Source organism: Serratia sp. M24T3 (assembly GCF_000257645.1).
In the GTDB taxonomy this organism is placed as follows: Bacteria; Pseudomonadota; Gammaproteobacteria; order Enterobacterales; family Enterobacteriaceae; genus Rouxiella.
In genome coordinates, this window is sequence record NZ_AJHJ01000010.1 from 33,308 (window position 1) to 58,110 (window position 24,803).

Annotated in this window: 19 protein-coding genes and 3 tRNA genes; 14 read left to right on the forward strand and 8 right to left on the reverse strand. The window is 50.7% G+C overall.

Features of this window, described 5'->3' with window-relative positions; all coding sequences use genetic code 11:
• Window positions 1-17: 17 nt before the first annotated feature.
• Window positions 18-1,454, reverse strand: a complete 1,437-nt coding sequence (gene aspA / locus SPM24T3_RS10420) for an aspartate ammonia-lyase (protein ID WP_009636715.1) — start codon at window positions 1,452-1,454, stop codon at window positions 18-20.
• Between the two features lie 368 nt (window positions 1,455-1,822).
• Between aspA and SPM24T3_RS10425 the strand changes: the two genes are divergently transcribed.
• The 4 genes from SPM24T3_RS10425 to SPM24T3_RS10440 all read left to right on the forward strand — a co-directional run bounded on the left by SPM24T3_RS10425 (window position 1,823) and on the right by SPM24T3_RS10440 (window position 5,098).
• A complete protein-coding gene (locus tag SPM24T3_RS10425) occupies window positions 1,823-2,305 on the forward strand; it encodes an FxsA family protein (protein WP_009636717.1) in 483 nt (160 codons plus the stop codon).
• Window positions 2,306-2,461: 156 nt separating this feature from the next.
• Window positions 2,462-2,755, forward strand: a complete 294-nt coding sequence (locus tag SPM24T3_RS10430; RefSeq protein WP_009636718.1) for a co-chaperone GroES — start codon at window positions 2,462-2,464, stop codon at window positions 2,753-2,755.
• A 49-nt stretch (window positions 2,756-2,804) separates the two neighbouring features.
• Window positions 2,805-4,460 (forward strand): chaperonin GroEL, encoded by a 1,656-nt coding sequence (groL, locus tag SPM24T3_RS10435; RefSeq protein WP_009636719.1) that lies wholly within the window; start codon window positions 2,805-2,807, stop codon window positions 4,458-4,460.
• A gap of 293 nt (window positions 4,461-4,753) precedes the next feature.
• Complete coding sequence (locus SPM24T3_RS10440) at window positions 4,754-5,098, forward strand: DUF4156 domain-containing protein (RefSeq protein ID WP_009636720.1); 345 nt, start codon at window positions 4,754-4,756, stop codon at window positions 5,096-5,098.
• Between the two features lie 90 nt (window positions 5,099-5,188).
• Here the strand turns inward: SPM24T3_RS10440 and epmB are convergent, their stop codons facing one another.
• The gene (gene epmB, locus SPM24T3_RS10445; RefSeq protein WP_009636721.1) at window positions 5,189-6,217 is read right to left on the reverse strand and encodes an EF-P beta-lysylation protein EpmB; all 1,029 of its coding nucleotides are present in this window, start codon (window positions 6,215-6,217) and stop codon (window positions 5,189-5,191) included.
• A 41-nt stretch (window positions 6,218-6,258) separates the two neighbouring features.
• Here epmB and efp point away from each other — a divergent pair, with 41 nt between their 5' ends.
• Together efp and SPM24T3_RS10455 are read left to right on the forward strand one after the other, a co-directional pair.
• Entirely contained in the window at window positions 6,259-6,825 is a 567-nt protein-coding gene (efp, locus tag SPM24T3_RS10450) for an elongation factor P (RefSeq protein ID WP_009636722.1), read from the forward strand.
• A 241-nt stretch (window positions 6,826-7,066) separates the two neighbouring features.
• Window positions 7,067-7,198 (forward strand): entericidin A/B family lipoprotein, encoded by a 132-nt coding sequence (locus SPM24T3_RS10455; RefSeq protein ID WP_009636723.1) that lies wholly within the window; start codon window positions 7,067-7,069, stop codon window positions 7,196-7,198.
• A gap of 63 nt (window positions 7,199-7,261) precedes the next feature.
• Here the strand turns inward: SPM24T3_RS10455 and blc are convergent, their stop codons facing one another.
• Window positions 7,262-7,798, reverse strand: coding sequence for an outer membrane lipoprotein Blc (gene blc, locus SPM24T3_RS10460; protein ID WP_009636724.1), 537 nt, complete (start codon window positions 7,796-7,798; stop codon window positions 7,262-7,264).
• A 107-nt stretch (window positions 7,799-7,905) separates the two neighbouring features.
• On the opposite strand from blc, the gene epmA reads away from it, so the two are divergent.
• From epmA to SPM24T3_RS10475, 3 genes are all read left to right on the forward strand, one after another.
• Window positions 7,906-8,883, forward strand: a complete 978-nt coding sequence (epmA, locus tag SPM24T3_RS10465; protein WP_009636725.1) for an elongation factor P--(R)-beta-lysine ligase — start codon at window positions 7,906-7,908, stop codon at window positions 8,881-8,883.
• A gap of 298 nt (window positions 8,884-9,181) precedes the next feature.
• The gene (locus SPM24T3_RS10470) at window positions 9,182-10,555 is read left to right on the forward strand and encodes a nucleobase:cation symporter-2 family protein (protein ID WP_009636726.1); all 1,374 of its coding nucleotides are present in this window, start codon (window positions 9,182-9,184) and stop codon (window positions 10,553-10,555) included.
• An 87-nt stretch (window positions 10,556-10,642) separates the two neighbouring features.
• Window positions 10,643-11,995 carry an 8-oxoguanine deaminase gene (locus SPM24T3_RS10475; RefSeq protein ID WP_009636727.1) on the forward strand — a complete coding sequence of 451 codons (1,353 nt, stop codon included), beginning with the start codon at window positions 10,643-10,645 and terminating at the stop codon, window positions 11,993-11,995.
• Between the two features lie 111 nt (window positions 11,996-12,106).
• Here SPM24T3_RS10475 and SPM24T3_RS10480 read toward each other — a convergent pair whose 3' ends face one another.
• From SPM24T3_RS10480 to rsgA, 4 genes are all read right to left on the reverse strand, one after another.
• Window positions 12,107-14,662 carry an autotransporter outer membrane beta-barrel domain-containing protein gene (locus tag SPM24T3_RS10480; RefSeq protein ID WP_009636728.1) on the reverse strand — a complete coding sequence of 852 codons (2,556 nt, stop codon included), beginning with the start codon at window positions 14,660-14,662 and terminating at the stop codon, window positions 12,107-12,109.
• A 269-nt stretch (window positions 14,663-14,931) separates the two neighbouring features.
• On the reverse strand, window positions 14,932-18,267 hold the full coding sequence (gene mscM, locus SPM24T3_RS10485; RefSeq protein WP_009636729.1) for a miniconductance mechanosensitive channel MscM: 3,336 nt from the start codon (window positions 18,265-18,267) through the stop codon (window positions 14,932-14,934).
• A 68-nt stretch (window positions 18,268-18,335) separates the two neighbouring features.
• Window positions 18,336-19,247 (reverse strand): archaetidylserine decarboxylase, encoded by a 912-nt coding sequence (gene asd / locus SPM24T3_RS10490; RefSeq protein ID WP_037378219.1) that lies wholly within the window; start codon window positions 19,245-19,247, stop codon window positions 18,336-18,338.
• A gap of 235 nt (window positions 19,248-19,482) precedes the next feature.
• A complete protein-coding gene (gene rsgA, locus SPM24T3_RS10495; RefSeq protein WP_009636731.1) occupies window positions 19,483-20,520 on the reverse strand; it encodes a small ribosomal subunit biogenesis GTPase RsgA in 1,038 nt (345 codons plus the stop codon).
• Between the two features lie 108 nt (window positions 20,521-20,628).
• On the opposite strand from rsgA, the gene orn reads away from it, so the two are divergent.
• The 4 genes from orn (at window position 20,629) to SPM24T3_RS10515 (ending at window position 21,828) form a co-directional block, all read left to right on the forward strand.
• Entirely contained in the window at window positions 20,629-21,216 is a 588-nt protein-coding gene (gene orn, locus SPM24T3_RS10500) for an oligoribonuclease (RefSeq protein WP_009636732.1), read from the forward strand.
• Window positions 21,217-21,419: 203 nt separating this feature from the next.
• Window positions 21,420-21,495 (forward strand) — tRNA-Gly (locus SPM24T3_RS10505).
• Between the two features lie 82 nt (window positions 21,496-21,577).
• Window positions 21,578-21,653, forward strand: a tRNA-Gly gene (locus tag SPM24T3_RS10510).
• A 99-nt stretch (window positions 21,654-21,752) separates the two neighbouring features.
• A tRNA-Gly gene (locus tag SPM24T3_RS10515) sits at window positions 21,753-21,828 on the forward strand.
• Between the two features lie 301 nt (window positions 21,829-22,129).
• Here SPM24T3_RS10515 and queG read toward each other — a convergent pair.
• Complete coding sequence (gene queG / locus SPM24T3_RS10520; protein WP_009636733.1) at window positions 22,130-23,287, reverse strand: tRNA epoxyqueuosine(34) reductase QueG; 1,158 nt, start codon at window positions 23,285-23,287, stop codon at window positions 22,130-22,132.
• On the opposite strand from queG, the gene nnr reads away from it, so the two are divergent.
• Window positions 23,286-24,800, forward strand: coding sequence for a bifunctional ADP-dependent NAD(P)H-hydrate dehydratase/NAD(P)H-hydrate epimerase (nnr, locus tag SPM24T3_RS10525; RefSeq protein ID WP_009636734.1), 1,515 nt, complete (start codon window positions 23,286-23,288; stop codon window positions 24,798-24,800). The two genes, queG and nnr, sit on opposite strands and share 2 nt — an antisense overlap.
• The last annotated feature ends 3 nt before the right edge of the window (window positions 24,801-24,803 follow it).

Here is a 24,803-nt window from a genome sequence, read left to right on the forward strand (position 1 = left end):
AGCTGTTACCAAAAAATTTATTGCTCGTTTTCGTCGGTGTAGCGTTTTGCCTTGTAGGCCGGATGCATCAGGTTCTCGATAGAGAAAATATCATCCAGCTCGGCCTCGGTCAGTAACCCACGTTCCAACACCACTTCGCGCACGCTTTTACCGGTTTCTGCGCAAATCTTGCCAACAATGTCGCCATTGTGGTGGCCGATAAACGGATTCAGATAGGTGACAATGCCGATCGAGTTAAAGACATAGAATTCGCAAACTTCTTTGTTGGCGGTGATGCCGTTAATGCATTTTTCCAGCAGGTTGTAGCAGGCGTTGGTCAGAATATGAATTGACTCAAACATTGCCTGGCCGATAACCGGCTCCATTACGTTAAGCTGCAATTGTCCTGCTTCTGCCGCCATCGTGACACAAACGTCGTTGCCGATGACCTTGAAGCACACCTGATTCACCACTTCCGGGATCACAGGATTGACCTTGGCAGGCATGATTGACGAACCAGCCTGCAATTCAGGCAGGTTGATTTCATTCAGACCCGCGCGCGGCCCGGAAGACAGCAGGCGAAGGTCGTTACAGATTTTAGACAGCTTGACTGCCAGGCGTTTTAGCGAGCTGTGCACCATCACGTAAGCGCCACAGTCAGAGGTTGCTTCAATCAGGTCTTCCGCTGGCACACATGGCAGATTGCTGACTTCTGCCAGCTTCTGTACCGCCAGCGCCTGATAGCCTTCCGGCGTATTCAGACGAGTACCGATTGCGGTCGCGCCGAGGTTAACTTCGAGCAGCAATTCGCCGGTACGCAGCAGATTACGGGTTTCTTCTTTTAGCAGAACGTTGAAGGCGTGGAACTCCTGACCCAGCGTCATCGGCACTGCGTCTTGCAACTGAGTACGGCCCATCTTAAGAATTTTTGCGAACTCAACCGCCTTACGCTCAAAACCGTCACCCAGCTGGGCAATGGCGTCAATCAGCTTTAACTGTGAAGAGTAGACCGCCAGACGGAAGCCGGTCGGGTAGGCATCGTTGGTGGACTGGCATTTGTTCAGATGGTCGTTGGGGTTGAGGAATTGGTAATCACCTTTCTGGTGCCCCATCAGCTCGAGACCAATGTTCGCCAACACCTCATTGGTGTTCATGTTAACGGAGGTACCGGCACCGCCCTGGAAAACATCGATCGGGAACTGATCCATGCATTTCCCTTTGTCCAACACTTCATCACAAGCCTGAATAATGATGTCGGCTATTTTACGCGGGATAGTCTGCAGCTCTTTATTAGCTAATGCGGCAGCTTTCTTGACCATCACCATGCCCCGGACAAACTCGGGAACATCGCTGATTTTAGTGTTACTGATATAAAAGTTTTCAACAGCGCGCAGGGTATGGATACCCCAGTAAGCATCGGCAGGGACTTCACGTGTACCCAGCAGATCTTCCTCGATACGTATCGTATTTGACATGAGAACCTTCTTTTTGGTGCTGAACAGTTACAGGCTGATTAGAGTTATGTTACAGACGCTGGACTAGATAAAATATTACACCATGCGACGCGGCTGCGGGTGGGATCATATGCTGCTTGGCGCGAAATGCACACTTTAAGTGCATTGCATCGTGGCATAAATACCAAAGGTTTATGGTTTTGTGAAATTTCTCACAATAAATCACTCCGACCAATTTAAATCTTACCCACAGGTTGAAAACTCCCCTTAACGATACCATCTCAATGGAGTTAGTCCTCATAGGATAAGCCTATGGAGACCCCATTACAGAGTTCTGAATCGATGTCGTAAAGGATATTTTCAGAACTTCTTATTACAAGGAGAGCGCTGTGCGCTGGTTACCCCTTTTAGTGTTATTTCTATTGGCTTACATAGAAATAACCATATTCATTAAAGTTGCTGCTGCGATAGGCGTGGCAATGACTCTGCTGCTGGTGGTATTTACCTCCTGCGTCGGGGTGTCGCTGGTGCGAAATCAGGGCATGAAGACTCTTTTCCAGATGCAGCAGAAAATGGCGCAGGGTGAAAGCCCGGCGGCTGAAATGGTCAAAAGTGTTTCCTTGGTATTGGCCGGTTTTTTGCTGGTAATACCTGGCTTCTTCACTGATATTCTCGGCCTGCTGCTTTTACTGCCGCCGGTGCAAAAACTGCTGACCCTGAGGCTGTTGCCGCATTTACGGGTCTATCGCCCCGGCGGTGCCGGCCCAACGGCAGGCAATACTTTTGAAGGCGAATTTCAGCGCAAGGATGAAAACCCCGAGCGTTTGATTCGCCCGTATGATGAAGATCGACACGATCCCAAGGATCATTAAGTCGGCAGACAGGGAAAAACAAAAATTTTTCTTTTCTGCCCTTGAAGGGGCGCGGAATGCCCCCATTAATCAAACCACGAGGTCAGGATAGATCTTCTACCTGGCGTTCAACCCCTAAATTATTTAGATATGGACCTGCTCACAGGAGAGTTATCAATGAAAATTCGTCCATTGCATGACCGCGTTATCGTCAAGCGTAAAGAAGTTGAATCCAAATCTGCTGGCGGCATCGTTCTGACTGGCTCAGCAGCGGGTAAATCAACCCGTGGTGAGATTCTGGCCGTCGGTCATGGTCGCATTCTGGAAAACGGTGAAGTGAAAGCGCTCGACGTTAAAGTTGGCGACATCGTCATCTTCAACGACGGTTACGGCGTTAAAGCTGAGAAGATCGACAATGAAGAAGTGTTGATCATGTCTGAGAGCGACATTCTGGCTATCGTTGAAGCCTAATCGCCTCATATCACTTTTTCTGAACTGAACGAATTTAAGGGAAATTATAATGTCAGCTAAAGATGTAAAATTCGGTAATGACGCCCGCGTAAAAATGCTGAATGGCGTAAATATTCTTGCTAACGCAGTTAAAGTTACCTTAGGTCCTAAAGGCCGTAACGTAGTTTTGGACAAATCTTTTGGTGCGCCAACCATTACTAAAGATGGCGTCTCTGTAGCGCGTGAAATCGAACTGGAAGACAAGTTCGAAAATATGGGCGCTCAGATGGTAAAAGAAGTTGCGTCCAAAGCTAACGATGCTGCAGGTGACGGTACAACTACTGCTACCGTTCTGGCTCAGGCAATCATCATCGAAGGCCTGAAAGCTGTTGCTGCCGGCATGAACCCAATGGACATCAAACGCGGCATCGACAAAGCGGTTATCGCTGCTGTCGAAGAGCTGAAAACGCTGTCTGTTCCTTGTTCAGACTCTAAAGCTATCGCTCAGGTTGGTACTATTTCTGCCAACTCCGACGAAACCGTGGGCAAACTGATTGCTCAGGCGATGGAAAAAGTGGGTAAAGAAGGCGTTATCACCGTTGAAGAAGGCACTGGCCTGATCGACGAGCTTGACGTTGTTGAAGGTATGCAGTTCGACCGCGGTTACCTGTCTCCTTACTTCATCAACAAGCCTGAAACAGGTTCTATCGAACTCGAAAGCCCGTTCATCCTGCTGGCTGACAAAAAAATCGGCAACATCCGTGAAATGCTGCCAGTGCTGGAAGCCGTTGCGAAAGCCGGTAAACCATTGCTGATCATTGCTGAAGACGTTGAAGGTGAAGCTCTGGCAACGCTGGTGGTTAACACCATGCGCGGCATCGTTAAAGTTGCTGCTGTTAAAGCACCAGGCTTCGGCGACCGTCGTAAAGCTATGCTGCAAGATATCGCAACGCTGACTGGCGGTACCGTAATCTCTGAAGAGATCGGTATGGAGCTGGAAAAAGCGACTCTGGAAGATATGGGTCAGGCTAAGCGTGTTGTTATCAACAAAGACACCACCATCATCATCGACGGTATCGGCGACGAAACCACGATTCAGAGCCGCGTAACTCAGATTCGTCAGCAGATCGAAGAAGCGACCTCTGATTACGATAAAGAAAAACTGCAAGAGCGTGTGGCTAAACTGGCAGGCGGCGTTGCTGTTCTGAAAGTTGGCGCAGCGACTGAAGTTGAAATGAAAGAGAAGAAAGCCCGCGTTGAAGATGCCCTGCACGCTACCCGTGCTGCGGTTGAAGAAGGCGTGGTTGCTGGTGGTGGTGTTGCGTTGATCCGCGTTGCTCACAAACTGGCTGGCCTGAAAGGCGACAACGAAGACCAGACCGTAGGTATCAAAGTTGCACTGCGTGCAATGGAAGCGCCTCTGCGTCAGATCGTTATCAATGCCGGTGAAGAAGCTTCTGTTATCGCCAACAACGTGAAAGCGGGCGAAGGCAGCTACGGCTACAACGCTTACAGCGAAGAATACGGCGACATGATCGCGATGGGTATCCTGGATCCAACTAAAGTAACTCGTTCTGCTCTGCAGTACGCGTCTTCTGTAGCGGGTCTGATGATTACCACCGAGTGCATGATAACCGACCTGCCTAAAGACGATAAAGTCGATATGGGCGGCGCTGGCGGCGCTGGCGGCATGGGTGGAATGGGCGGCATGGGCGGCATGATGTAATCATCCCCCGGCAGCTTATCTGCTGAATTCCGGTGGCGTTTCGATGCCGTTGGAGTTAAAGAAGCCCGGCCTTTTTAGGTCGGGTTTTTTTTATTTGTACCTTTATTCCGCGCTGTTAAGTAAGATAAGTCTCATCGTCCAGATCAAATAACGTGTAAACTAGTGGCGCGCTCTGCCACGGGTTCGTGTCAGATAATGCGTTGAATTCTGGGTAAACTCGGCAACGGATGCCTTAGATTGCGAAATGTTATCTGATAGGCGTTAGGTTCTTCTCAACACAAATGGGGAAAGAGATGCGGATTAAAATGTTGCTTGGCCTTTCGGCAGTCATGCTGCTGGCAGGTTGCAGCACAGCACACCAATTAAGCTCTGCCGGTCAACAGGTGAAATTCACCGATGACAAACCGAGCAGCCACTGTCAGCTACTGGGAACCGTGACCGGTGCTCAAAGTAACTGGATGTCAGGCACCTCGGGTGATGGCAGTTCCATGCGCGGTGCTGCAAACGACCTGCGTAACAAGGCGGCAGACATGGGCGGTAATACTATTTATGGTGCCAATAGCCCAACGCAGAGTGTTTTCTCCAGCTTTGCGCCGCTGGACAGCAAAATGGTCGGACAGGTTTATAAGTGCCCGTAAGCGGCCAGAACTGATAGCGCTAGCCAATAAAAAAGGGATGCCAACGGGCATCCCTTTTGCTTTCTTTTTAAATGAAACAGTGACAAAAAGTCAGGACTGAGTCAGGCGTAAATCCAGCGGCGTTTTACTCGGCTCACCGCCGATTTCACGCGTCAGTGTTGGCACCAGGTAGCCCGAAACGCGACTCAACAGACCTTTTATCAGCATCCGCGCCTCTTCGTCTTCGACCATAAAGTGCGCCGCGCCCTGAACTTTGTCCAAAACGTGGATGTAGTACGGAAGGATACCGGCATCGAACAGCGCATTGCTTAGCATTGCCAGCTTGTCGGCACAGTCATTCACTCCGCGCAGCAAAACGCTCTGGTTGAGCAGCGTAACACCGGCTTTTTTCAGACGCGTCATGCTGTCTCGAAGTGTGTCATCTATTTCATTGGCGTGATTAATATGGGTCACCAACAACACCTGCAGACGTGATTCGCTCAGTCGCTGGCAAAGTTCCCGAGTGATACGTGCAGGGATAACCACCGGCAGACGTGTATGAATTCGCAGGCGTTTTATATGCGGTATCTCCTCAAGCCGGGTGATTAACCAGTCGAGTTCGTGGTCTTTAGCCATCAGCGGATCACCACCGGAGAAAATTATTTCATCCAGTTCTGGCTGAGTGCGGATATACTCCAGCGCCTGAGACCAGTTATTTTTGTTTCCCTGATTTTCCTGATAGGGGAAATGGCGTCTGAAGCAGTAGCGACAGTTCACCGCACAGCCGCCTTTGACCAGCAGCAACGCGCGATTGCGATACTTGTGCAACAACCCCGGCACCACGCTTTTTTGTTCATCCAGCGGGTCGGTGCTATAGCCAGGTGCCGTGATGAATTCCTCACGGGCAGTCAGTACCTGCAAAAGTAACGGGTCTTGTGGATCGCCCGGCTGCATGCGTGCAACAAATGCGCGAGGCACGCGCAACGGGAATAAACGACGGGCATCGTGGCCCTGCTGCAGTTCTGCATGATCGTTAAGTGCCAGAAGAGTAAGCAGTTCGTCCGGGTCCGTAATTACATCGCCGAGTTGATACAACCAATCTTCTCTAAATGGCGTATTTAGGGTTACAATGTGTGCCATTTTTTTGGCTAAGCTACCAGTTTAAAATTAAGAGGGCCATCATGGCGACTTATTCTAGCAACGATTTCCGTCCGGGTCTTAAAATCATGTTCGAGAGCGAGCCTTATGCTATCGAATCAAGTGAATTTGTTAAGCCGGGCAAGGGCCAGGCATTCGCACGCGTTAAAATGCGTCGTCTGCTGACCGGTTCTCGCGTCGAGAAAACCTTCAAGTCTACCGACTCTTGTGAAGGCGCGGACGTTGTTGATACCAACATGAACTACCTGTACAACGACGGTGAGTTCTACCACTTCATGCACCCTGAGACTTTCGAGCAGCACGGTGTTGAAGAGAAAACCGTTTCTGACGCGGCTAAATGGCTGCAAGACAACGCGGAATGTATCGTGACTCTGTGGGACGGTCGTCCTATCGCCGTTCAGCCACCGAATTTCATCGAAGCTGAAATCGTTGAAACTGACCCAGGTCTGAAAGGTGACACTGCAGGTACCGGCGGCAAGCCTGCTACTCTGTCCACTGGCGCCGTAGTTAAGGTTCCATTGTTCGTACAGATCGGTGAAGTTGTTCGCGTTGACACCCGTTCTGGCGAATACGTTTCTCGCGTTAAGTAATTTTCGCCCAAACGTATGATAAAGAGCCTCTGCATTGATGTTTTGCAGGGGCTTATTTCCAGAGCAGGCTGACCACAGAGTCGGCGTTCTACGCCTGGTGTATGGTTTTACTTTGATTAATTTTTATATTCTGCAGTACTTCTTATTGAACCTAAGACTCCCTCAATCAGTCTTCTCTGGGCGCGGATTTAACTACACCTAAAATGTCTTACTTTACATTCTCTAATAGGAAGGTTTTTTTATGTTTAAGAAAAGTATTCTTGCCATCATTTCTGTGTTGCTGCTTGCCAGCCTGCTGAGCGGCTGCAATACCTTCCGCGGCATGGGCGAGGATATATCGTCAGGTGGCCGTGCAATTTCACGCGCAGCCTAGCACTGATTAAAAAGCCGATGGTATAAGGGTGACAACCGTTTTGCAGTGTCACCCCCTGTCAAATTACTGCGTCGCTTTTGACTGATCGACCCACACCAGCTTGTTGGTATCAAAACCGTAATGCTGAGCGGTCTCAAGCAAATGCTGTTTCACGCCTGGCTGAAGCTGGGGGGTTCTTGAAAGGATCCACAGGTAGCTTTTATCCGGGCCGCAGACCAAAGCATACTGATAATCCTTGTCCAGCTCGATTACGTTATAGCCTCCGTAGAAGGGGCCAAAGAATGAGACTTTAAGCGCGGCTCTGGAAGTTGGGCCGGTAAAATAGCCTTTGCCTTCACTTTGCTGCCATTTGTTTTTCTCTGGGTTAAATCCGCGATTGATAACTTTTACGCCGCCGTCGTTGCGCAGGCTGTAATTAGCTGTAACTTGTTGTAGGCCGGATTCAAAACTGTGGTCGAGTCGCGCGACTTCATACCAGCTTCCCAGATATCGATTCAATTCAAAATTATTTACCACTTTGACGTTGTCAGGCGGAGTAATGCTGCAGCCGACTGAAAGTAATGCAGAAACAATAACACCCATTTTTGACCAGATACGCATAGTCTTCCCTTTCTTATGTTGAAGTTTAATTGTAGCTAATGGAAATTTGTTTGCCCGTCGCGATGCGAGTAGACTGCATGCCCTGTCTGATATCGGAGTAAGTCATCATGAGCGAAACAGCAAGCTGGCAACCCAGTGCATCTATCGCCAATTTGTTGAAGCGTGCGGCAATCCTTGCTGAAATTCGGCGTTTTTTCAGCGATCGCGGTGTTCTGGAGGTGGAAACACCAACCATGAGCCAGGCGACGATTACCGACATTCACCTGTTTCCTTTTGAAACCCGCTTTGTGGGGCCGGGCGCTGCCGAAGGCATGACACTGTACATGATGACCAGCCCGGAATATCACATGAAACGCCTTCTGGCGGCGGGAAGCGGGCCTATCTACCAGATGGGGCGCAGTTTTCGCAATGAAGAAGCCGGGCGCTACCATAACCCTGAATTCACCATGCTTGAATGGTATCGTCCGCGTTATGACATGTATCGACTGATGAATGAAGTGGACGACCTTCTGCAGCAGATCCTTGACTGCAATGCGGCTGAAACGGTGTCTTATCAGCAGGTGTTTATTCGTCATCTTGAGGTTGATCCCTTGTCTGCAGATAAAGCCCAGCTGCGAGAAGCAGCGGCGAAACTGGATCTTTCTAATATTGCCGATCAAGAAGAGGATCGCGACACGTTGCTCCAACTGCTGTTTGCGATGGGCGTCGAGCCGCATATTGGCCGCGACAAGCCGACTTTTGTCTATCATTTCCCGGCAACGCAGGCCTCTCTGGCAGAAATAAGTACCGAAGACCACCGCGTGGCCGAGCGTTTTGAGGTGTATTACAAAGGCATCGAGTTGGCGAACGGTTTCCGCGAATTGACCGACGGCCGCGAGCAGCGCCAGCGTTTCGAGCAAGATAATCGTAAACGAGCCGCGCGAGGGCTGCCGCAGCATCCAATCGATAACAATTTGCTGGCCGCGCTTGAACACGGCATGCCCGAGTGTTCTGGAGTTGCGCTGGGCGTTGATCGCCTGATTATGATTGCTCTGGGCGCTGAAAGCCTCAGCGATGTGCTGGCTTTCCCGGTAACGCGTGCCTGATTGACGTTGCGCGTCTGTAAAATAATCCTGGCCTGTAAGCGGTCAGGATTTTTTTTATCCTGATTTAATGCTCACTCTGACCCATTGCACATTAACAGTGCGAATTGGGCTTAATTTTGCACCTTATGAAACAAAAGTATGCAAATGATAATTTCATGATTTTAAAGTTTCAGGAAAAAATCATCTCGCCAAAGCCTGATAATTCGCGATGTTGCGAGCCGTGCAGTGAATTTTTCCTTCGGGTGGCCTGGTTTATGCATAACAAGATTAATTACTCCCCTTATTGCGGAACCTTGTTATGTCAGAATCCAATGAAAAAGAGCTGCTCTACGGACTTGAAGAACGCATCGCTCCAACGACTGCATTTTTCACCGCCGTGCAACACCTGCTGGCAAGTGTGGTCGGGATCATCACCCCGCCATTGATCATTGGATCGGTGCTCGGGCTTAACGCCTACATTCCTTACCTGATCAGCATGTCATTACTGGCTTCCGGGATCGGCACCTTTATTCAGGCGCGCCGCATAATGGGAGTTGGCGCGGGCATGATTTGCCTGCAAGGCACCAGCTTCGCCTTTCTTGGCGTGATCCTCTCGGGAGGCTTCCTGGTCAAGAGCCGAGGCGGTTCGCCGGAGGATATTATGGCGATGATCTTTGGTGTCAATTTTGTTGCTGCCTTTATCCCTCTTTTGATCAGTCGCTTTATCGGCCAGCTGCGCCGAGTGTTTACGCCGCTGGTCACCGGTACCGTGATCGTTCTCATCGGCATCAGCCTGATTAAGGTCAGCATCACCGACTGGGGCGGTGGCAACGGCGCAGCAGACTTTGGCGCACCGGCAAATCTCGGGCTTGGCGCGTTAACCCTGTTAGTGATAGTTATCCTTAACCGTATTCCCATTCGCGCTCTGCGCCTGTCGGCGATTGTGGTGGGTATTGCCGTAGGATGTCTGGCCGCCGCGCTGACTGGTCACCTGACCTTCAAGCCGCTACAGGGAAGCTGGTTTGAGTTGCCTCACCTGTTCCGCTTTGGCTTCCATTTTGACTGGACTATCTTCGCGCCTATCGCGCTAGTGTCGTTTATCAGCATTCTCGAGGCGGTGGGCGATTTAACCGCCAACTGCATGCTGTCTCAGCAGCCGATAGAGGGGGAGGCATTCCGCAAACGTCTGAAAGGGGGGATTTTGGCCGACGGCGTGAGCTGCATCATTGCCGCGATGTTCTCGTCTTTCCCGAATACAACTTTTGCGCAGAATAACGGCGTGATTCAAATGACCGGCGTGGCAAGCCGCCGCGTTGGCTTATATATTGGCGTATTACTGGCTGTATTGGGCCTGTTCCCAGTCATTGGCGGCGTGTTGCAGCAGATCCCGGCACCGGTATTGGGCGGTGCGACGCTGGTCATGTTTGGCAGCGTGGTAGCTGCCGGGATTCGCATTATGACTCAGGCACCGCTGGGTCGCCGCGAGATGCTGATTATCGCTATTTCGTTTGGTATCGGCCTGGGCATTGAGGCTGTGCCAGATGTGCTGAAACAGTTCCCACAGGTCATAGGAAACATCTTTGGCCATGCGGTCACCAGTGGCGGAATTGTCGCTATGTTGCTGAATTTCCTGATGCCGGCAGAAAACACCAAGACAGTCATCGAACCGGTAAAATCGTTGAAAACAAACTAATAGATCGCGCCGCGGCGCCCCTGGATCAGCAGACAGGGTATAACTGAGCTGGCTAACCTTATGATTCTTAAACTAAAGGAGCCAGTTATGTTGACGCAACGTACTTGGATCAAAAACCCTCTCGCCGTTTTCACCGCCAACGAGCTAAATGCCGATGGCGGTCTTGTCATCGAAGGTGCCCGTATTGTTGAACTGCTGAACGCGGGCCAGCATCCCTCGCTACCGGTTGACAGTGTTATCGACGCCTCTGAATGTGTGCTATTACCGGGGCTTATTAACACCCATCATCACTTTTATCAAACCTTGACCCGAGCCTGGGGGCCGGTGGTCAATGCGCCGCTGTTTCCCTGGCTCAAGCAGCTTTATCCGGTGTGGGCGCGCTTGCAACCCGAGGCTTTGGCGCTGGCAAGCCGCGTCGCAATGGCCGAATTGCTGCTTTCAGGCTGCACCACCACCACGGATCATCACTATCTTTTTCCGCAGGGTATGGAACAGGCAATCGACGTACAGGTTGAGGTGGTGCGAGAGCTTGGCATGCGCGCTTTGCTGACTCGCGGTTCGATGAGTTTGGGCGAGGACGACGGTGGACTGCCGCCGATGCATACGGTGCAGTCTGCCGAGGCGATTTTGCTGGACAGTCAGCGGTTGATTGACCGTTATCATCAGCGCGGAGAGGGGGCGTGGATGCAGATTGCTCTGGCGCCCTGTTCACCGTTTTCAGTGACCACCGATATTATGCGTGAAAGCGCTGCGATGGCCGAGCGCGAAGACGTCCGCCTGCATACTCACTTGGCTGAAACACTTGATGAAGAACAGTTTTGCCTGCAACGTTTTGGTCTGCGCACGGTGGACTATCTCGACAGTGTTGGCTGGCTTGGCAGTCGAACCTGGCTGGCGCACGGTATTCATTTCAATGATGACGAAATTCGCCGACTGGGTGCTGCGGGCACCGGCATTTGTCATTGCCCGGTATCCAATATGCGGCTGGCTTCGGGGATGTGTCCAACGCGTGACCTAGAGGCAGCGGGCGCGCCGATTGGTCTGGGGGTAGACGGCTCGGCTTCCAACGATGCCTCGAACCTGATGTACGAGGCGCGGCAGGCGCTGTATCTGCAACGACTGCGCTACGGCACCGAATATGCCACGCCGGAGCGGATCCTCGGCTGGGCAACACGCGGCTCGGCGCGAGTGATTGGTCGTGACGATATCGGGCAGATTGCGGTGGGTAAACAGGCGGATTTGGCTTTGTTTAAGCTGGACGAGCTACGTTTTAGCGGCAGTCATGATCCTATTGCAGCATTATTGCTCTGTGGAGCCGAACGGGCAGACAGTGTAATGGTTGGTGGGAAGTGGCGTGTTAAGGAAGGGCAGATCGTCGATCTGGATGTGAAGTCACTGATATCAGCCCATCGTCAAGCTGCCAGGAAACTTTTCGCCTGATTTTTTTCTGAGAATTTGGCAATGGACAATTTGGCAATGAAATAATTTGGCAATGTAATGTTAAAAGGGCCGGCAATCGCCAGCCCTGTTTTACTTTTTAAATCTTGTTACTTAGAAATTGTAGTTCACGCCCAGACGAACGCTGACATCTTTGTTGGTATCACCTGCGCTGGTGTAAATGCCTGAGTTCAGATTCAGGTTATTCGTCACCGCGGCGTTAACGCCTGCACCGGCAGAAACGACTTTACGCATTTTGCCTGAAGTTAAATGAAGGTCATTCGATTTTGTCACCGAACTTGCTGAGATATCAGTTTTATCCGCAAATTCCTGTGTGTAGCTCACATCTGCCCAAGGCATCAGTTTGACACTTTTCACTTCGACATTAGCCGTTACGCGAGTACCGATACCGGCATACCACGAACCGCTCTGATTCTTGCTGAAGTTAATTGTCTTATTGGCAAACTCGTCGGAGGTCGCTTTGTTCATGCCCAGCAATGCGTAAGGCTGAACCAGAATAGTTTCGGTCGCTTTAATATTCACACCCGAGCGAACTTCACCGTTGAGTACCTTGCCTTTATAGTTACTGTTCAGATGATCTTTAATACCTGAGGTAGATGCGCCTACGTTGTTGCTGTTGGCCGAATAGCTCAAGTCGCCGTAGCTCAGGTTTGCATTAGTGAACAGGCTCCAGGTTTTATTTTGCAGCGCTTGCTGCCAACCACCGTAAAGGCTGTAGAAGTTGCCGGTTACGTGGTTGTTGTAATCCCCTGAAGCAGACGCGTTGCTCAGTTTGTCTTTAACGCGTGCCAATGATATACCTGAAGTCAGACTGTCGCCGTTACTCAGTTTCCAGGTCCAATCAGCGCCGGTGTTCAGGCCTTGCAGTTTAGTATTGGAGGTAACGTTACCTTTAAGGTCGGCATCCTGATACAGATAGTCGCCCCAAACGCTGGCTCCTTCATGCACGCCGTTAAACAGGTTGCTGGCATTAAGAGTATTCATACGGTTAGCGATGCTGCTGGTAACCGCAGTAGCGGACTGTTTCGCACCATCAAGACCGGCAATTGCGCCTTTTACATCATTTACGAGGTCGGCCTGTTTAACGTCCAATACGATTTTCTGTTGTGCAACACCATTAACAGAATAATCGGCAAAAGCGCCATCGCTGAGCTGCAACTCGTAATTATACGCGCCGTTACGTGCCGATACGGTTTGTTTGCCGTTAGAGAAAGTGGCATTAACCATCGCTTTTTTGGCGAGCGTCATTTCTGCCAATTCGTGAGTTCCAGCCGTGGTGTCAGCAGAAAGCTTGTTGATGGTTAGCGTGCTGCTACCGGCGGCAGTTTTAGCTGATAACTGATCGCTGCTGCTCATGGTCACAGTAGAATTAGCGAGCGTATTCGTTATCAGGGTGTCATGGCCCGTCATATCGACGCGCATGTTTCTCAATTCTTCTGTCGCAACCAGCGCTTTATCACCTAGAGTCAGGCTCTTAACGTGGAAAATGTTGCCATTGTAATAGCTGCTGTCACCTACGGTCATCACGGTGTTACCCGCGCTGCCATCAACAAAACCTGATAAGGCACTGTTATTTTTGACGATAAGCTGATTGTCGCCTTCGCCAAAAGTAATGTTTCCTGCTGCCTGTGCACCATCGGCAATGTAGACTGCAGCACCTTTTTTACCGGAAATATCGATATTGCCCTGATGCGTAGAATTATTAATATCGAGATTGGCTTTACCGTCAGCTTGAATCAAAATATTGCCATTGTCATGGCTCTTATTCAGTATCAGTATATTTGAATCACCTTTGCTGGTAAGTATTTTTATACCTTCAACATTTGAATGATCCATAAAGACATTGTTTTGTACGGAATTAGTCAGCACGATAGCGTTTGGATTAGTTCCGAGATTTTTTTGATCGACAACATTAGCTTTTGCATTAAGAGCCGTGTTTTTTAAGAGAACATTATTGATGGATTGACCATCAATTGAAATATCTCCATGGGCCATAATGCTATTGTTGAGCTCAATGTTTTTATTTCCAGTACCACGGGCAATAATGGAGCCATTAATAACAGAGCCATTATCAGCAATTACGTTTAAATTGCCGTTATCTTTGGGATCCATCCAAATTGCCGCGCCGTCCATATAATCTTTATTGGGAACTTTTGCTATTGCCGGTTTATCGTCATACTTCACGCTAGCTTGTTGGCCTGACAGTTGGGCATTATTCAGCACGATAGTGGTATCAGTTTTTGCACCATTATCACCGATTTCAACCATGTCTACTTTGCTGCCGGGTAGCAGATAAAGATTTGCAGTGCCGCCTTTACTCATATTGATGTAATGACCAGAAAGATCGGTGCCGGCTACAACCAGTTCTTGCTTATCTTTAGCCGTTCTGGTGCCAGCAACGTTAGGGCCAGAAAAGTAAACATTATGATTTTCTGCATTCTTTGCCAGCACGGCCGCATTACCGTTTAAGTGATCAAGATTCCATTCAGTTTCGCCATGTGCGCCAGATTTAGTCTGAGTAAGACCTGAGGCCTGTTCAGACAATTTAAGCACTGGTGTTGCAGCAGAGGCATTACCCGCAATAATTAATGATGAGGTTGCCAGTAAAATACACTGAGAAAGCTTTGAAAGACGCATTACGTTTCGCATTTGAAATCCTTGAATTATATCTAGCCTAATTCCAACGTTCTTTTTTAATAAATAAGAAACGAAAGAAGAGTTTTAAACTCATTTTGTGACGGCTATTTTCAAGGTTAATTGCTTGCAGAGATATCGTACTAGTCAGGAAAGTGCGCGTGGAGTTTATAAAATATTTATATTTGAAGATTCAAATAAATTTAATGTTTAAATAAATTTATTTTTTAGCGGGAAGTCTCCCCCGAAGTTATTAATTATCCGGGGGAGAAAGAGTTTAGTTATCAGAGGTCGCCCTGATTTCTGGGGCCTGTGCTGCTCAGCGTGGCGTTACTGCCATTCTGTGCGCGATGCAGGGTTTCCATCCGTACCTGGAAAGGTGGGAATGGCAAAATAATTCCATGTTCGCGGAACCCGGCCAGAATGAGCTGGTGGATTTCATGGCGCAGCGGCATACGGTGCGCCATCTCTGCGGCGTGCATACGCAGCTCAAAGATTTGAATACCCTGCTGTAAATCAACCAGATACGCCTCAGGAGCAGGAGTATCGAGCACGAGCGAGCACTTTTTGGCGGCATTGGTGAGAATCGACGTGACTTCTTCGCTGTTGGCCTCAACCGGCGCAGGAACGGTTAACACCACGCGGGTAACCGAATCTGACAGCGACCAGTTGATAAACTGCTCGGTGATAAAGGCCTTGTTAGGCACGATAATCTCTTTGCGATCCCAATCGACAATCGTGGTAGCGCGAGTATTAATTTTCGTCACGCTGCCCGTGAGGTTGCGAATAGTCACGGTATCGCCGATACGAATCGGTTTTTCGAACAAAATCATCAGGCCGGAGATAAAGTTGGCAAAAATCTCCTGCAGGCCGAAGCCCAGCCCAACGCCCATGGCGGCAACCAGCCATTGCAACTTGCCCCATTCGATACCCAGCATCGAGAAGCCGGTTAATCCGCCAATCAGCAACACTGCGTATTTGGTGATAGTCAACGCGGCATAGCCAGTGCCTGGCGTCAGGTCGAGGTGCTGTAACAGCGCCAGTTCAAGCAGGGCGGGCAGGTTACGAACCAGCTGTGTGGTGATAATCAGTACCAGAATGGCGATCAGCACGTGGCCCAGAGTGATCGGCTGCATGCTTTCGACGCCCTGAGTAGTTGAAGAAACATCCCACAGCTTGATGTTTTCCAGGAATGAAAACGCTGAATGGATCTCTGACCAGAGAAAAATTACCGACATCAGTGCGACCATCGCCAGCAGCGAGCGAACCAGCCTGAGTGACTGCGAGCTGATGGCATCCAGGTCGACCACGGGTTCTTCAATCTCAATCGCGCCTTCATTACTGTTGGCCAATGGCGTTTCTTCTTCACCTTTGGCGCGCTGCGAGAGGATTTCTGCGCGGCGCTGCTTGGCACGTTCAAAGGCTATTTTGCGGCGTTGGATAAGCATCCAACGGCGAATAATATGATAAATCACCAGCAGCAGGAACCAGATAGCCAGTGAGGTTTCCAGACGCGCGAGCAGTGCCTGCGAGGTTGCCAGATAGCCGAGCATCGAGGCAAAGGCGGCGATCAGCGGCGCGCTAAGCATCATCCACCATAGCGAGCTGTTAATCAGGTTTTCACCGTTGCCCTGCTTGTCGAGATACAGTGGTATCCCCGCACGTTTTAGGCTCTGAGTTACCAGACCCAACAGCGCGCAAAGGATGATGAAGCACAGGCGTCCCAAGGTGTTTGAAAACTCGCGGTCATTAAGATTATCAAAGGTAATCAGTGCCATAATCAGCGGCACGATAAGCCAGATGGACAGCGAGTAATAGCGAAGTGCGCGGGAAACGCGGCGCTGTGGCCAGTTAAAGTGAGTAATGAACAGCCCTTTGGGATGCGCCAGATAATGGCTGATCATAAACAACCACAGTACCGGCAGCGTGGCGGTGACTCCATCGCCAATCGCTACCGCAATTGGAAACGGCCAGGCACTTTGCAGCCCGAAACCCAGCGCCGCCCAAAGCACCGGCAGTGGCAGGGCGACCAGAATCGACCAAAACACGGTGCGCGCAGTCAGGGAGAAATGATCCTGCGTGACTTTACCGACACGGCTGGTGGCCCGATCCAGGAAATTATAATAATGACGGCGCGAGCTAATACTGACAATCACCAACACCAGCGCGCCAAACAGCGGCAGCAGTGTTTCCTTGCTGGTGACCATCATTACGGAGGCTTTGCCCAGCTGCGACAGGGTATCCAGCGACAGTAGGCGATTCAGGTCGTGCATGGTTTGCAGCGGATAGTTGAAGCCTATCGGGCTGACATCGGCCACCCAGAACAGATAGCGGTGCGCGGCGTCATTGATATCTTTCAAAGCATCAACCAGCTGAGTATTGGCGACTTTCAACTTGGTCAGCTCGAGAATTTGCGTGTCACAGCCCGAAAGCAACGAGTTGAGTAGATCGCTCTGGGTTTTCAGCTGGGCTTGCAAGATCCTCTGTTGCGCGGTGCTTAATGGCTGGCCGTCGTCTTGCTTGCCTTGACGATACTGCTGCTGTTTGCCGAGTAAATCCTCATAGTGCAAACGCTGCACGCGCAGCTGGCCCATATCGCCATCAAGCTGTTGCGGTTTCGGCATTTCAGGCAGTTTCGCGACTTGGGCGCGGAGAGTTTCACCCAACAGCGGAGAAGCGTCGAGCCACTGCGCCTGCTCTTTGATTGTGCTCAGCGCCTGACGAACCTGCAGAGTTTGCGCCGCAGCCTGTCGCTGCTGTGAAGAGATCAGATCCATGCGCTGTGCCTGCTGGTTTAGTGCCAGCGAAAGTTCGCGGTTGGACTGCAACTGTTGGGTAATCGATTTGGGTAATTCGCCACTTTGCTCGGCCAGCTGCTCGGTTTTTTCAAGCGCCGTTTCGGCTTCACGCTGGCGTTGGCTATTGAGATTATTGCGCAGAGTCTGCAACTGTTCATCGAGACGATCGTGGCGCGTTTTATACAGTTCGGCGCGAATGCGCGATAGTTCCTGCCGGTTGCTGGCAGAAAGCTGCGCCAGCTCTAACTCGTCAACGCGGGCTTTACGGGCGTTAGATTCTGCCTGCAATGCTTTGAGCTGGGCCTGTGCCAGCGCCGATTTGTTGTTATTAAAGCTTTGCAGGCGCTGATCGACATCCGCCAGCGCGTTACGTGCTTCAGATTGCTGCTGAGGAAGCTGGCTGAGAGAATCGCTGATATCGCGAGAACGGTCCTGCTCCTGTCGCAGCTGGCGCGCCTCTTCCAGCAGTTGGCTACTGACCTGCAATATTTGCTGGTCAAGCTCGGTGCTCGACAGGCTATCGTCAACAGGCAACGCCTTGTCGGCCTGAGTTTTCAGCTCCTGACGCAGACTTTGCGACAGGCGTGGAAAATCATCGATGGCGGTTTGATACTGCCCGGATCGCGCCGTGGAGGCATTGGCTTCGTCCAACCAGTTGATCGCCTTTTGCAGCGATTCAACAATTTGCGCCTGATTGGCCCCCTCCTTATTGGATTCGGCTTGTTTCAGCTCTTGCTGGAGCTGATCTTCTGAGAGCGCTGCGCTGGCATACAGCGGCAGCGCCAGCAGCAAACTCACCAATAGGGTGGGGATCAGGCGCACAGGCAGTATCCTTTCACAAACTTTTAGAAAACAAATTTCTTGCAGAATCGTGATTAGCTTGCTGAAAGCTAAACGACGTTTTCTGGTTCTGGTATGACTGGCTCAGCAGCAGGAGCACGCAATGCCTCGGCAAACGGTTCACCCATGCGTGTCACGGTGCCGTTTTTCAGCTGTGGCATAAACGTGACCTGATCGGCAGCAAACAGGTTGATCACTGTAGATCCCAGCTTGAATCGACCCATTTCCTGACCTTTTTCCAGCGCAATAACGCCTTCACTGCCAGCGGCAGGATAGGTCCAACGTTTTATAATGCCCTCGCGCGGTGGAGTTACCTGACCCGCCCACACGGTTTCAATACTGCCGACGATGGTCGCGCCCACCAGGATTTGTACCATTGGGCCAAATTCCGTATCGAATACGCAAATAACGCGTTCGTTGCGGGCAAACAGGTTTGGCACATTGGCCGCAGTCAGCGGGTTGACCGAGAACAAATCGCCCGGCACGTAAATCATTTCGCGCAGCACGCCGTCGCAAGGCATGTGCACGCGGTGATAGTCGCGTGGAGCCAGATAGATCGTGGCGAATTGACCTTGTTTAAACTTTTCTGCCAGCACGTAGTTACCTGCCAGCAGCGCTTCAAGCGTGTAAAAATGGCCTTTGGCCTGGAACAGTTTATCGTCGGCAATCGGGCCAAGCTGGCTGATAGCGCCATCGGCTGGCAGGCATAGCATATCCAGACCACTCACCACCGGACGCGCACCGGCGCGCAGGGGGCGGACAAAAAATTCGTTAAACGTCGGATAGGCGGTAAAGCTCGGATCCTGCGCTTCTTTCATGTCGACTTTGTAATAGCTGGCAAACGCTTTAATCACCCAATGGGTCAGCATTGCACCACGGCGCTCTGCTCCCCAGCCAGCAAGTCGAGTAAGCCCTTGTTTAGGAAGTAAGTATTGAAGTTTTATTTTGAGCTTATCCAGCACAGTCAACCCTCTTGTAAATTTATATCCTGCATATTTCGAACCGCAGAGCGTTGACTACGATCGCTTGTCTCAGCCACTTATTTGCATAAGCTTTTGGGATTTGCTCGTTTACCGACTTCCTGCAGCTCGAACTATTTTGGATATATCCGCTATTTCTTGGCAGCGGATTTTATGAAAAATGAAATAAATAGCCTAAATGGTGTGCGGCTGATTCTAATCAAAATGACGACTTTTATCAGAGGCTATCAAAGTTTTTACGCGTTTTTACATCGGCCATACTTTCAAGGATGCGGTGATAATTATCAAAACGTTCCTCTGCAATTTCGCCTTTGTCGACGGCTTCACGGATGGCACAGCCCGGATCGCTGCCGTGTTTGCAGTCGCGGAACTTGCAGTAGCCTAGGTAAGGCCTGAATTCGATGAAGCCCTGAGTGATTTGCTCAGGTGCCAGGTGCCACAAACCAAACTCGCGAACACCCGGTGAATCGATGACGTCACCGCCGTGCTGGAAGTGGTACAAGCGAGCGGCGGTGGTGGTGTGCTGGCCCAGACCTGAGTTATCGGACACGTCATTGACCACAATCTGCTGCTTTTCAGGCGGCAATAACGCGTTGAGCAGGCTGGATTTACCCACGCCCGACTGACCGGCAAAAATGCTGATGCGGTCGGTCAATGCGGTAATGAACTCTGGCATGCCTTCACCGGTATAGCTTGAAACCTCTAACACGCGATAATTGATGCGACGATAGATATCCATCATTTCTGCCACGAATTTGCGGCTTTCATCGTCGAGCAGGTCAATTTTATTCAGAACAATCAGCGGCTCGACTTCAACGGTTTCACACGCTACCAGATAGCGATCGATGATGTTGAGAGACAGCTCGGGTAAAATAGCCGAGACAATCACGATTTGATCAATGTTGGCGGCGATGGGTTTTACGCCGTCATAGAAATCAGGGCGAGTCAGTACCGACGTGCGCTCATGCACGGCTTCTACGATGCCCTTGGTATCGGCGTTTTCGCCCGAGCGCCATACAACGCGGTCACCGGTTACCAGTGAACGGATGGTCCGACGAATGTTACAGCGATGCGTGCTGCCGTCGGTAGCTTCAACGTCGGCATGCATCCCGAATCGGCTGATCACCACGCCTTCTTGCGGTTCACCGTGCAGGGAGTCGTCCAGCTCTTTACGTTTGTCGGTCTTGGTCAGACGACGTTCGTGGTTGGCTTTAACGCGACGTTGTTGCCCTTTTGACAGTTTTATCTTAGTCACTGCGCCTCACTTGACTGGCTTCAATCGCTCGTTGCGACCAAAAGGGCTATGATACCAGCTATTTCGTATTAATTAACCGTTGTGGGACTATTCATGACTGGAGTCACTATGTCTTTAACTGATACCAACCTGTCTTTAACTGATACCAACCCGTCTGCAAGTGAGAACAATTTAATCTGGATCGATTTGGAGATGACTGGTCTGGATCCAAAACGCGATCGAATCATCGAAATCGCGACGCTGGTCACCGATGCCAATCTCAACGTGCTGGCAGAAGGCCCGGTGATGGCAGTGTATCAATCTGAGGCGCAGCTGGGGCTCATGGACGAGTGGAACGTGCGTACTCATACCGGCAGCGGGCTGGTGGAACGAGTCAAAGCCAGCACCTTTGATGAAAATGCGGCTCAACAGGCGACGATTGAATTCCTTAAAAAGTGGGTACCCGCCGGTAAATCGCCAATCTGTGGCAACAGTGTGGGTCAGGATCGCCGCTTCCTGTTTAACTACATGCCGGAGCTGGAAGCCTATTTCCACTATCGCTATCTTGATGTCAGTACATTGAAAGAGCTGGCTCGTCGCTGGAAGCCTGAAATTCTTGCCGGTTTTACCAAGCAGGGGACACATCAGGCATTGGACGATATCCGCGAGTCGGTTGCTGAACTTGCCTATTATCGTGAGCATTTCATCCAGCTGTAAAAGAGTTAAAAATATTTTTCAGAACGCTATGTCGTTCTGAAACCTCAAAATTGCCGGTTAATTGAGCTAATCGTTGTTTTAATCGGCAGTTGAACGATTTCTTGAATAAAAACGGTTTTTTTTGGGAAAGGGGGCTTGCGGGAGCGAAGATTTCTCGTATAATGCGCACCCCGTACCGATGAAGAATTTCGTTAGTACGCAGAGCGGGAATAGCTCAGTTGGTAGAGCACGACCTTGCCAAGGTCGGGGTCGCGAGTTCGAGTCTCGTTTCCCGCTCCAAATTTTTTTGATTGGTTTTTCAATCGATTAGATTTAGAAAAAAGAGCAGTAAAGAAAAACAGTAGTATAAGCACCATGCGACGCGGGAATAGCTCAGTTGGTAGAGCACGACCTTGCCAAGGTCGGGGTCGCGAGTTCGAGTCTCGTTTCCCGCTCCAAACTTTTCAAATGTTGTACTTGATGAAAAGTGAATGACTCTTCAAACGAAGAGAGTTTGCTGGAAACAATTTACAACCGATGCACATTGCATCTCCTAAGCGGGAATAGCTCAGTTGGTAGAGCACGACCTTGCCAAGGTCGGGGTCGCGAGTTCGAGTCTCGTTTCCCGCTCCAATTTTATTCATTCAATCAACACCCCAGTCACCACGCCACTTGCGTGACTTTTCTGTTGTTAAAAAAACAGATTGAATTAATTTTGTGAACAGAGTTATCCACAGATTTAGTTTGTTTTTTGCACTGTTCTTTATTTGATCTTCCAATATTGCCAAAAAATAACTTGCTGATTTTTAAAGATAAAAAATAAACCCAAAACGTTATAGTGATCTCTTGCGCTTTTTTGTGCAGTTGATCGGCAAAGCATTTTTATTTTTATGCACAGCGCAGAAATTCCGATTTTTACAGAAAAACTTGCGTTTTATGCGTCTCTAGGCAGGCCTTTTTCCACAGCGCGGATCAGCCGTTTCTTCTGTGAAGACTGCACTTCTATCTGATGTTCGCTTCTTCTTGCCTTTTGCTGCGCGATAGCCCACTCGATATGTTCATCCAGCATGCTATTTTCTCCTTTTCTACCTTGCAGCGCTAAAACTATGTTTTCGTCGTAAGGCGCATTTCCCAGCGCCACCGAAATATTACGCAGCCAGCGCAGATGTCCAATGCGTCGAATCGGCGATCCCTCGGTGATGCGCAGGAACTTCTCTTCTTTCCAGTTAAATAACTCAATCAATTCTGGGGCATGCAGCGCTGCGCGTGGGCTAAAATCATCTTCGTCAGTCAATTGCGAATAGCGATTCCACGGGCAAATCAGCTGGCAATCATCGCAGCCATAGATTCGGTTGCCCATTAACGGACGAAATTCTTCAGGAATGGCGCCTTCAAGCTCGATAGTCAGATAAGAGATACAGCGGCGGGCATCGACCTGATAAGGCGCGACAATAGCGCCGGTCGGGCAGGTAGTGATACAGGCTACGCAGCGGCCACACTGCTCTTCTTGCGGTTTGTCGACTGGCAAGGGCAGGTCAATCAGCAGTTCGCCGAGAAAGAACCAGGAACCAGATTCACGATTTAGAATTAGTGAGTGCTTACCAACCCAACCAAGCCCCGCCTTCTCGGCCAATGGGCGTTCCAAAATCGGTGCAGAATCGACAAACGGTCTGAAAGTCAGGGCAGTATCCGGCTGCGATTCACTGCAAAAATTCTGAATCATGTCGCCGAGTTTTTTCAGCCGCTGGCGCAAGACTTTGTGATAATCACGGCCCAGGGCGTAACGGCTAACATAACCAAGTGTTGGATTATTCAGGGTTTTCGCAAAAGCAGCCTTAGCGGGGAGATAGTTCATGCGCACGCTTATCACCCGCAGTGTTCCGGGCAGCAGCTCATGAGGACGGGCGCGCAGCATGCCGTGACGCGCCATCCACTCCATCTCTCCATGATATTGTTTATCAAGCCACTCTTGCAGCTTTGGCTCTTCTACCGACAGGTCGGTATCGCAGATGCCAACTTGCTGGAAGCCTAGCGACTGGCCCCATTGCTTGATATGTTGGGCTAATTGACTGAGATCGAGGAGGTGTGTCATGACTAACCAAATTGAAAAACAGAACCCGGCAAGTTTACCATACTCCGTCTATTCTGCGGACTGGTTAAGGAAGGCCGAAGCCGATGCTGCCCGCGATACCGGACTTTCACTGTTTACATTGATGCAGCGCGCAGCCGCGGCGGCTTTTCAGCTGGCCCGATCGAAATTTCCCCATGCTACTGAATGGCTGGTGCTTTGTGGGCACGGCAATAACGGCGGTGACGGCTATGAAGTCGCGCGGCTGGCAAAATTGGCCGGTTTGAATGTTACCGTATTGGCACTTGACAGTGAAAAGCCGCTTCCCGCTGAAGCAGAGCAGGCCAGAAGCGCGTGGATTGCGTCAGGCGGTCAGATTGGCGCAATCGCCTCTCCCTGGCCTGAGAACAGCGCGCTTATTGTTGATGCGCTGATGGGCACCGGTTTAGCTTCGGCGCCGCGAGAGCCGCTGGCTGGCTACATCAAGGCCATCAATCAATATTCCGCGCCAGTAATTTCGCTGGATCTGCCCTCGGGTCTGGCAGCAGAAACCGGTGCTGCGGCGGGAGAGGTGGTTCGTGCTGCGCTGACGATGACATTTATCGCCTTGAAACCGGGTTTGCTGACCGGGCAAGCCAGAGATTACGTCGGCGAGCTGCACTGCGACGCACTGGGCCTTCAAAGCTGGCTCAGCGGGCATCGGCCTCTTTTGCAGCGGCTGGATGCCGGGCGGTTGCCGGAATGGCTGCATCCGCGTCGTCCGTGTTCCCACAAGGGCGAGCACGGGCATTTACTGCTGGTCGGTGGAGATATCGGCTATGCAGGAGCGATTCGCATGGCTTCAGAATCCGCACTGCGCGCTGGTGCAGGGATGGTGCGAGTACTCACTCACAAGCAACATATTGGCCCGCTGCTGACCGCGCGACCTGAACTGATGGTGCAGGAACTTACGGAAGAATCGATTAAAGCCGGGCTTGAATGGGCCAGCGCGGTGGTAATAGGACCAGGGCTTGGCCAAAATGAGTGGGGTGAATCTGCTTTCAAGCTCCTCTCCGCTAGCGATAAACCCGCTTTGTGGGATGCTGACGCGCTTAACATGCTGGCAAAAGCTCCCGAGAAACGGCAAAATCGCGTCTTGACGCCTCATCCCGGTGAAGCAGCCCGACTTTTGGACTGTTCAGTCAAAGATATTGAAAGCGATCGCTTACTTTCATTGCATCGCCTGGTGCAGCGCTATGGCGGCGTGGTGGTATTGAAAGGCGCAGGCACGCTGATTGGCTCGCAAGAGGGGCAAATTGCACTTGCCGATGTCGGTAACGCGGGTATGGCCAGCGGCGGAATGGGTGATATCCTTTCAGGCATTATTGGCGGTCTGCTCGCTCAGAAGTTATCTTTTTATGATGCAGCATGCGCTGGAACAGTCGTTCACGGCACGGCGGCGGATATCATTGCTCAACGCCAGGGCACGCGCGGCATGCTGGCAACGGATTTGTTACATTGGATAGCCCCGACGGTTAATCCTGACCTTAAAAAATAGAAA

Excerpts from the sequence above, each read along its gene's own strand:
- aspA (WP_009636715.1), bottom strand. The coding sequence starts at position 1,454 with ATGTCAAATACGATACGTATCGAGGAAGATCTGCTGGGTACACGTGAA.
- SPM24T3_RS10430 (WP_009636718.1), top strand. The coding sequence starts at position 2,462 with ATGAAAATTCGTCCATTGCATGACCGCGTTATCGTCAAGCGTAAAGAA.
- groL (WP_009636719.1), top strand. The coding sequence starts at position 2,805 with ATGTCAGCTAAAGATGTAAAATTCGGTAATGACGCCCGCGTAAAAATG.
- SPM24T3_RS10440 (WP_009636720.1), top strand. The coding sequence starts at position 4,754 with ATGCGGATTAAAATGTTGCTTGGCCTTTCGGCAGTCATGCTGCTGGCA.
- epmB (WP_009636721.1), bottom strand. The coding sequence starts at position 6,217 with ATGGCACACATTGTAACCCTAAATACGCCATTTAGAGAAGATTGGTTG.
- efp (WP_009636722.1), top strand. The coding sequence starts at position 6,259 with ATGGCGACTTATTCTAGCAACGATTTCCGTCCGGGTCTTAAAATCATG.
- SPM24T3_RS10455 (WP_009636723.1), top strand. The coding sequence starts at position 7,067 with ATGTTTAAGAAAAGTATTCTTGCCATCATTTCTGTGTTGCTGCTTGCC.
- blc (WP_009636724.1), bottom strand. The coding sequence starts at position 7,798 with ATGCGTATCTGGTCAAAAATGGGTGTTATTGTTTCTGCATTACTTTCA.
- epmA (WP_009636725.1), top strand. The coding sequence starts at position 7,906 with ATGAGCGAAACAGCAAGCTGGCAACCCAGTGCATCTATCGCCAATTTG.
- SPM24T3_RS10470 (WP_009636726.1), top strand. The coding sequence starts at position 9,182 with ATGTCAGAATCCAATGAAAAAGAGCTGCTCTACGGACTTGAAGAACGC.
- SPM24T3_RS10475 (WP_009636727.1), top strand. The coding sequence starts at position 10,643 with ATGTTGACGCAACGTACTTGGATCAAAAACCCTCTCGCCGTTTTCACC.
- SPM24T3_RS10480 (WP_009636728.1), bottom strand. The coding sequence starts at position 14,662 with ATGCGAAACGTAATGCGTCTTTCAAAGCTTTCTCAGTGTATTTTACTG.
- orn (WP_009636732.1), top strand. The coding sequence starts at position 20,629 with ATGTCTTTAACTGATACCAACCTGTCTTTAACTGATACCAACCCGTCT.
- nnr (WP_009636734.1), top strand. The coding sequence starts at position 23,286 with ATGACTAACCAAATTGAAAAACAGAACCCGGCAAGTTTACCATACTCC.
- queG (WP_009636733.1), bottom strand. The coding sequence starts at position 23,287 with ATGACACACCTCCTCGATCTCAGTCAATTAGCCCAACATATCAAGCAA.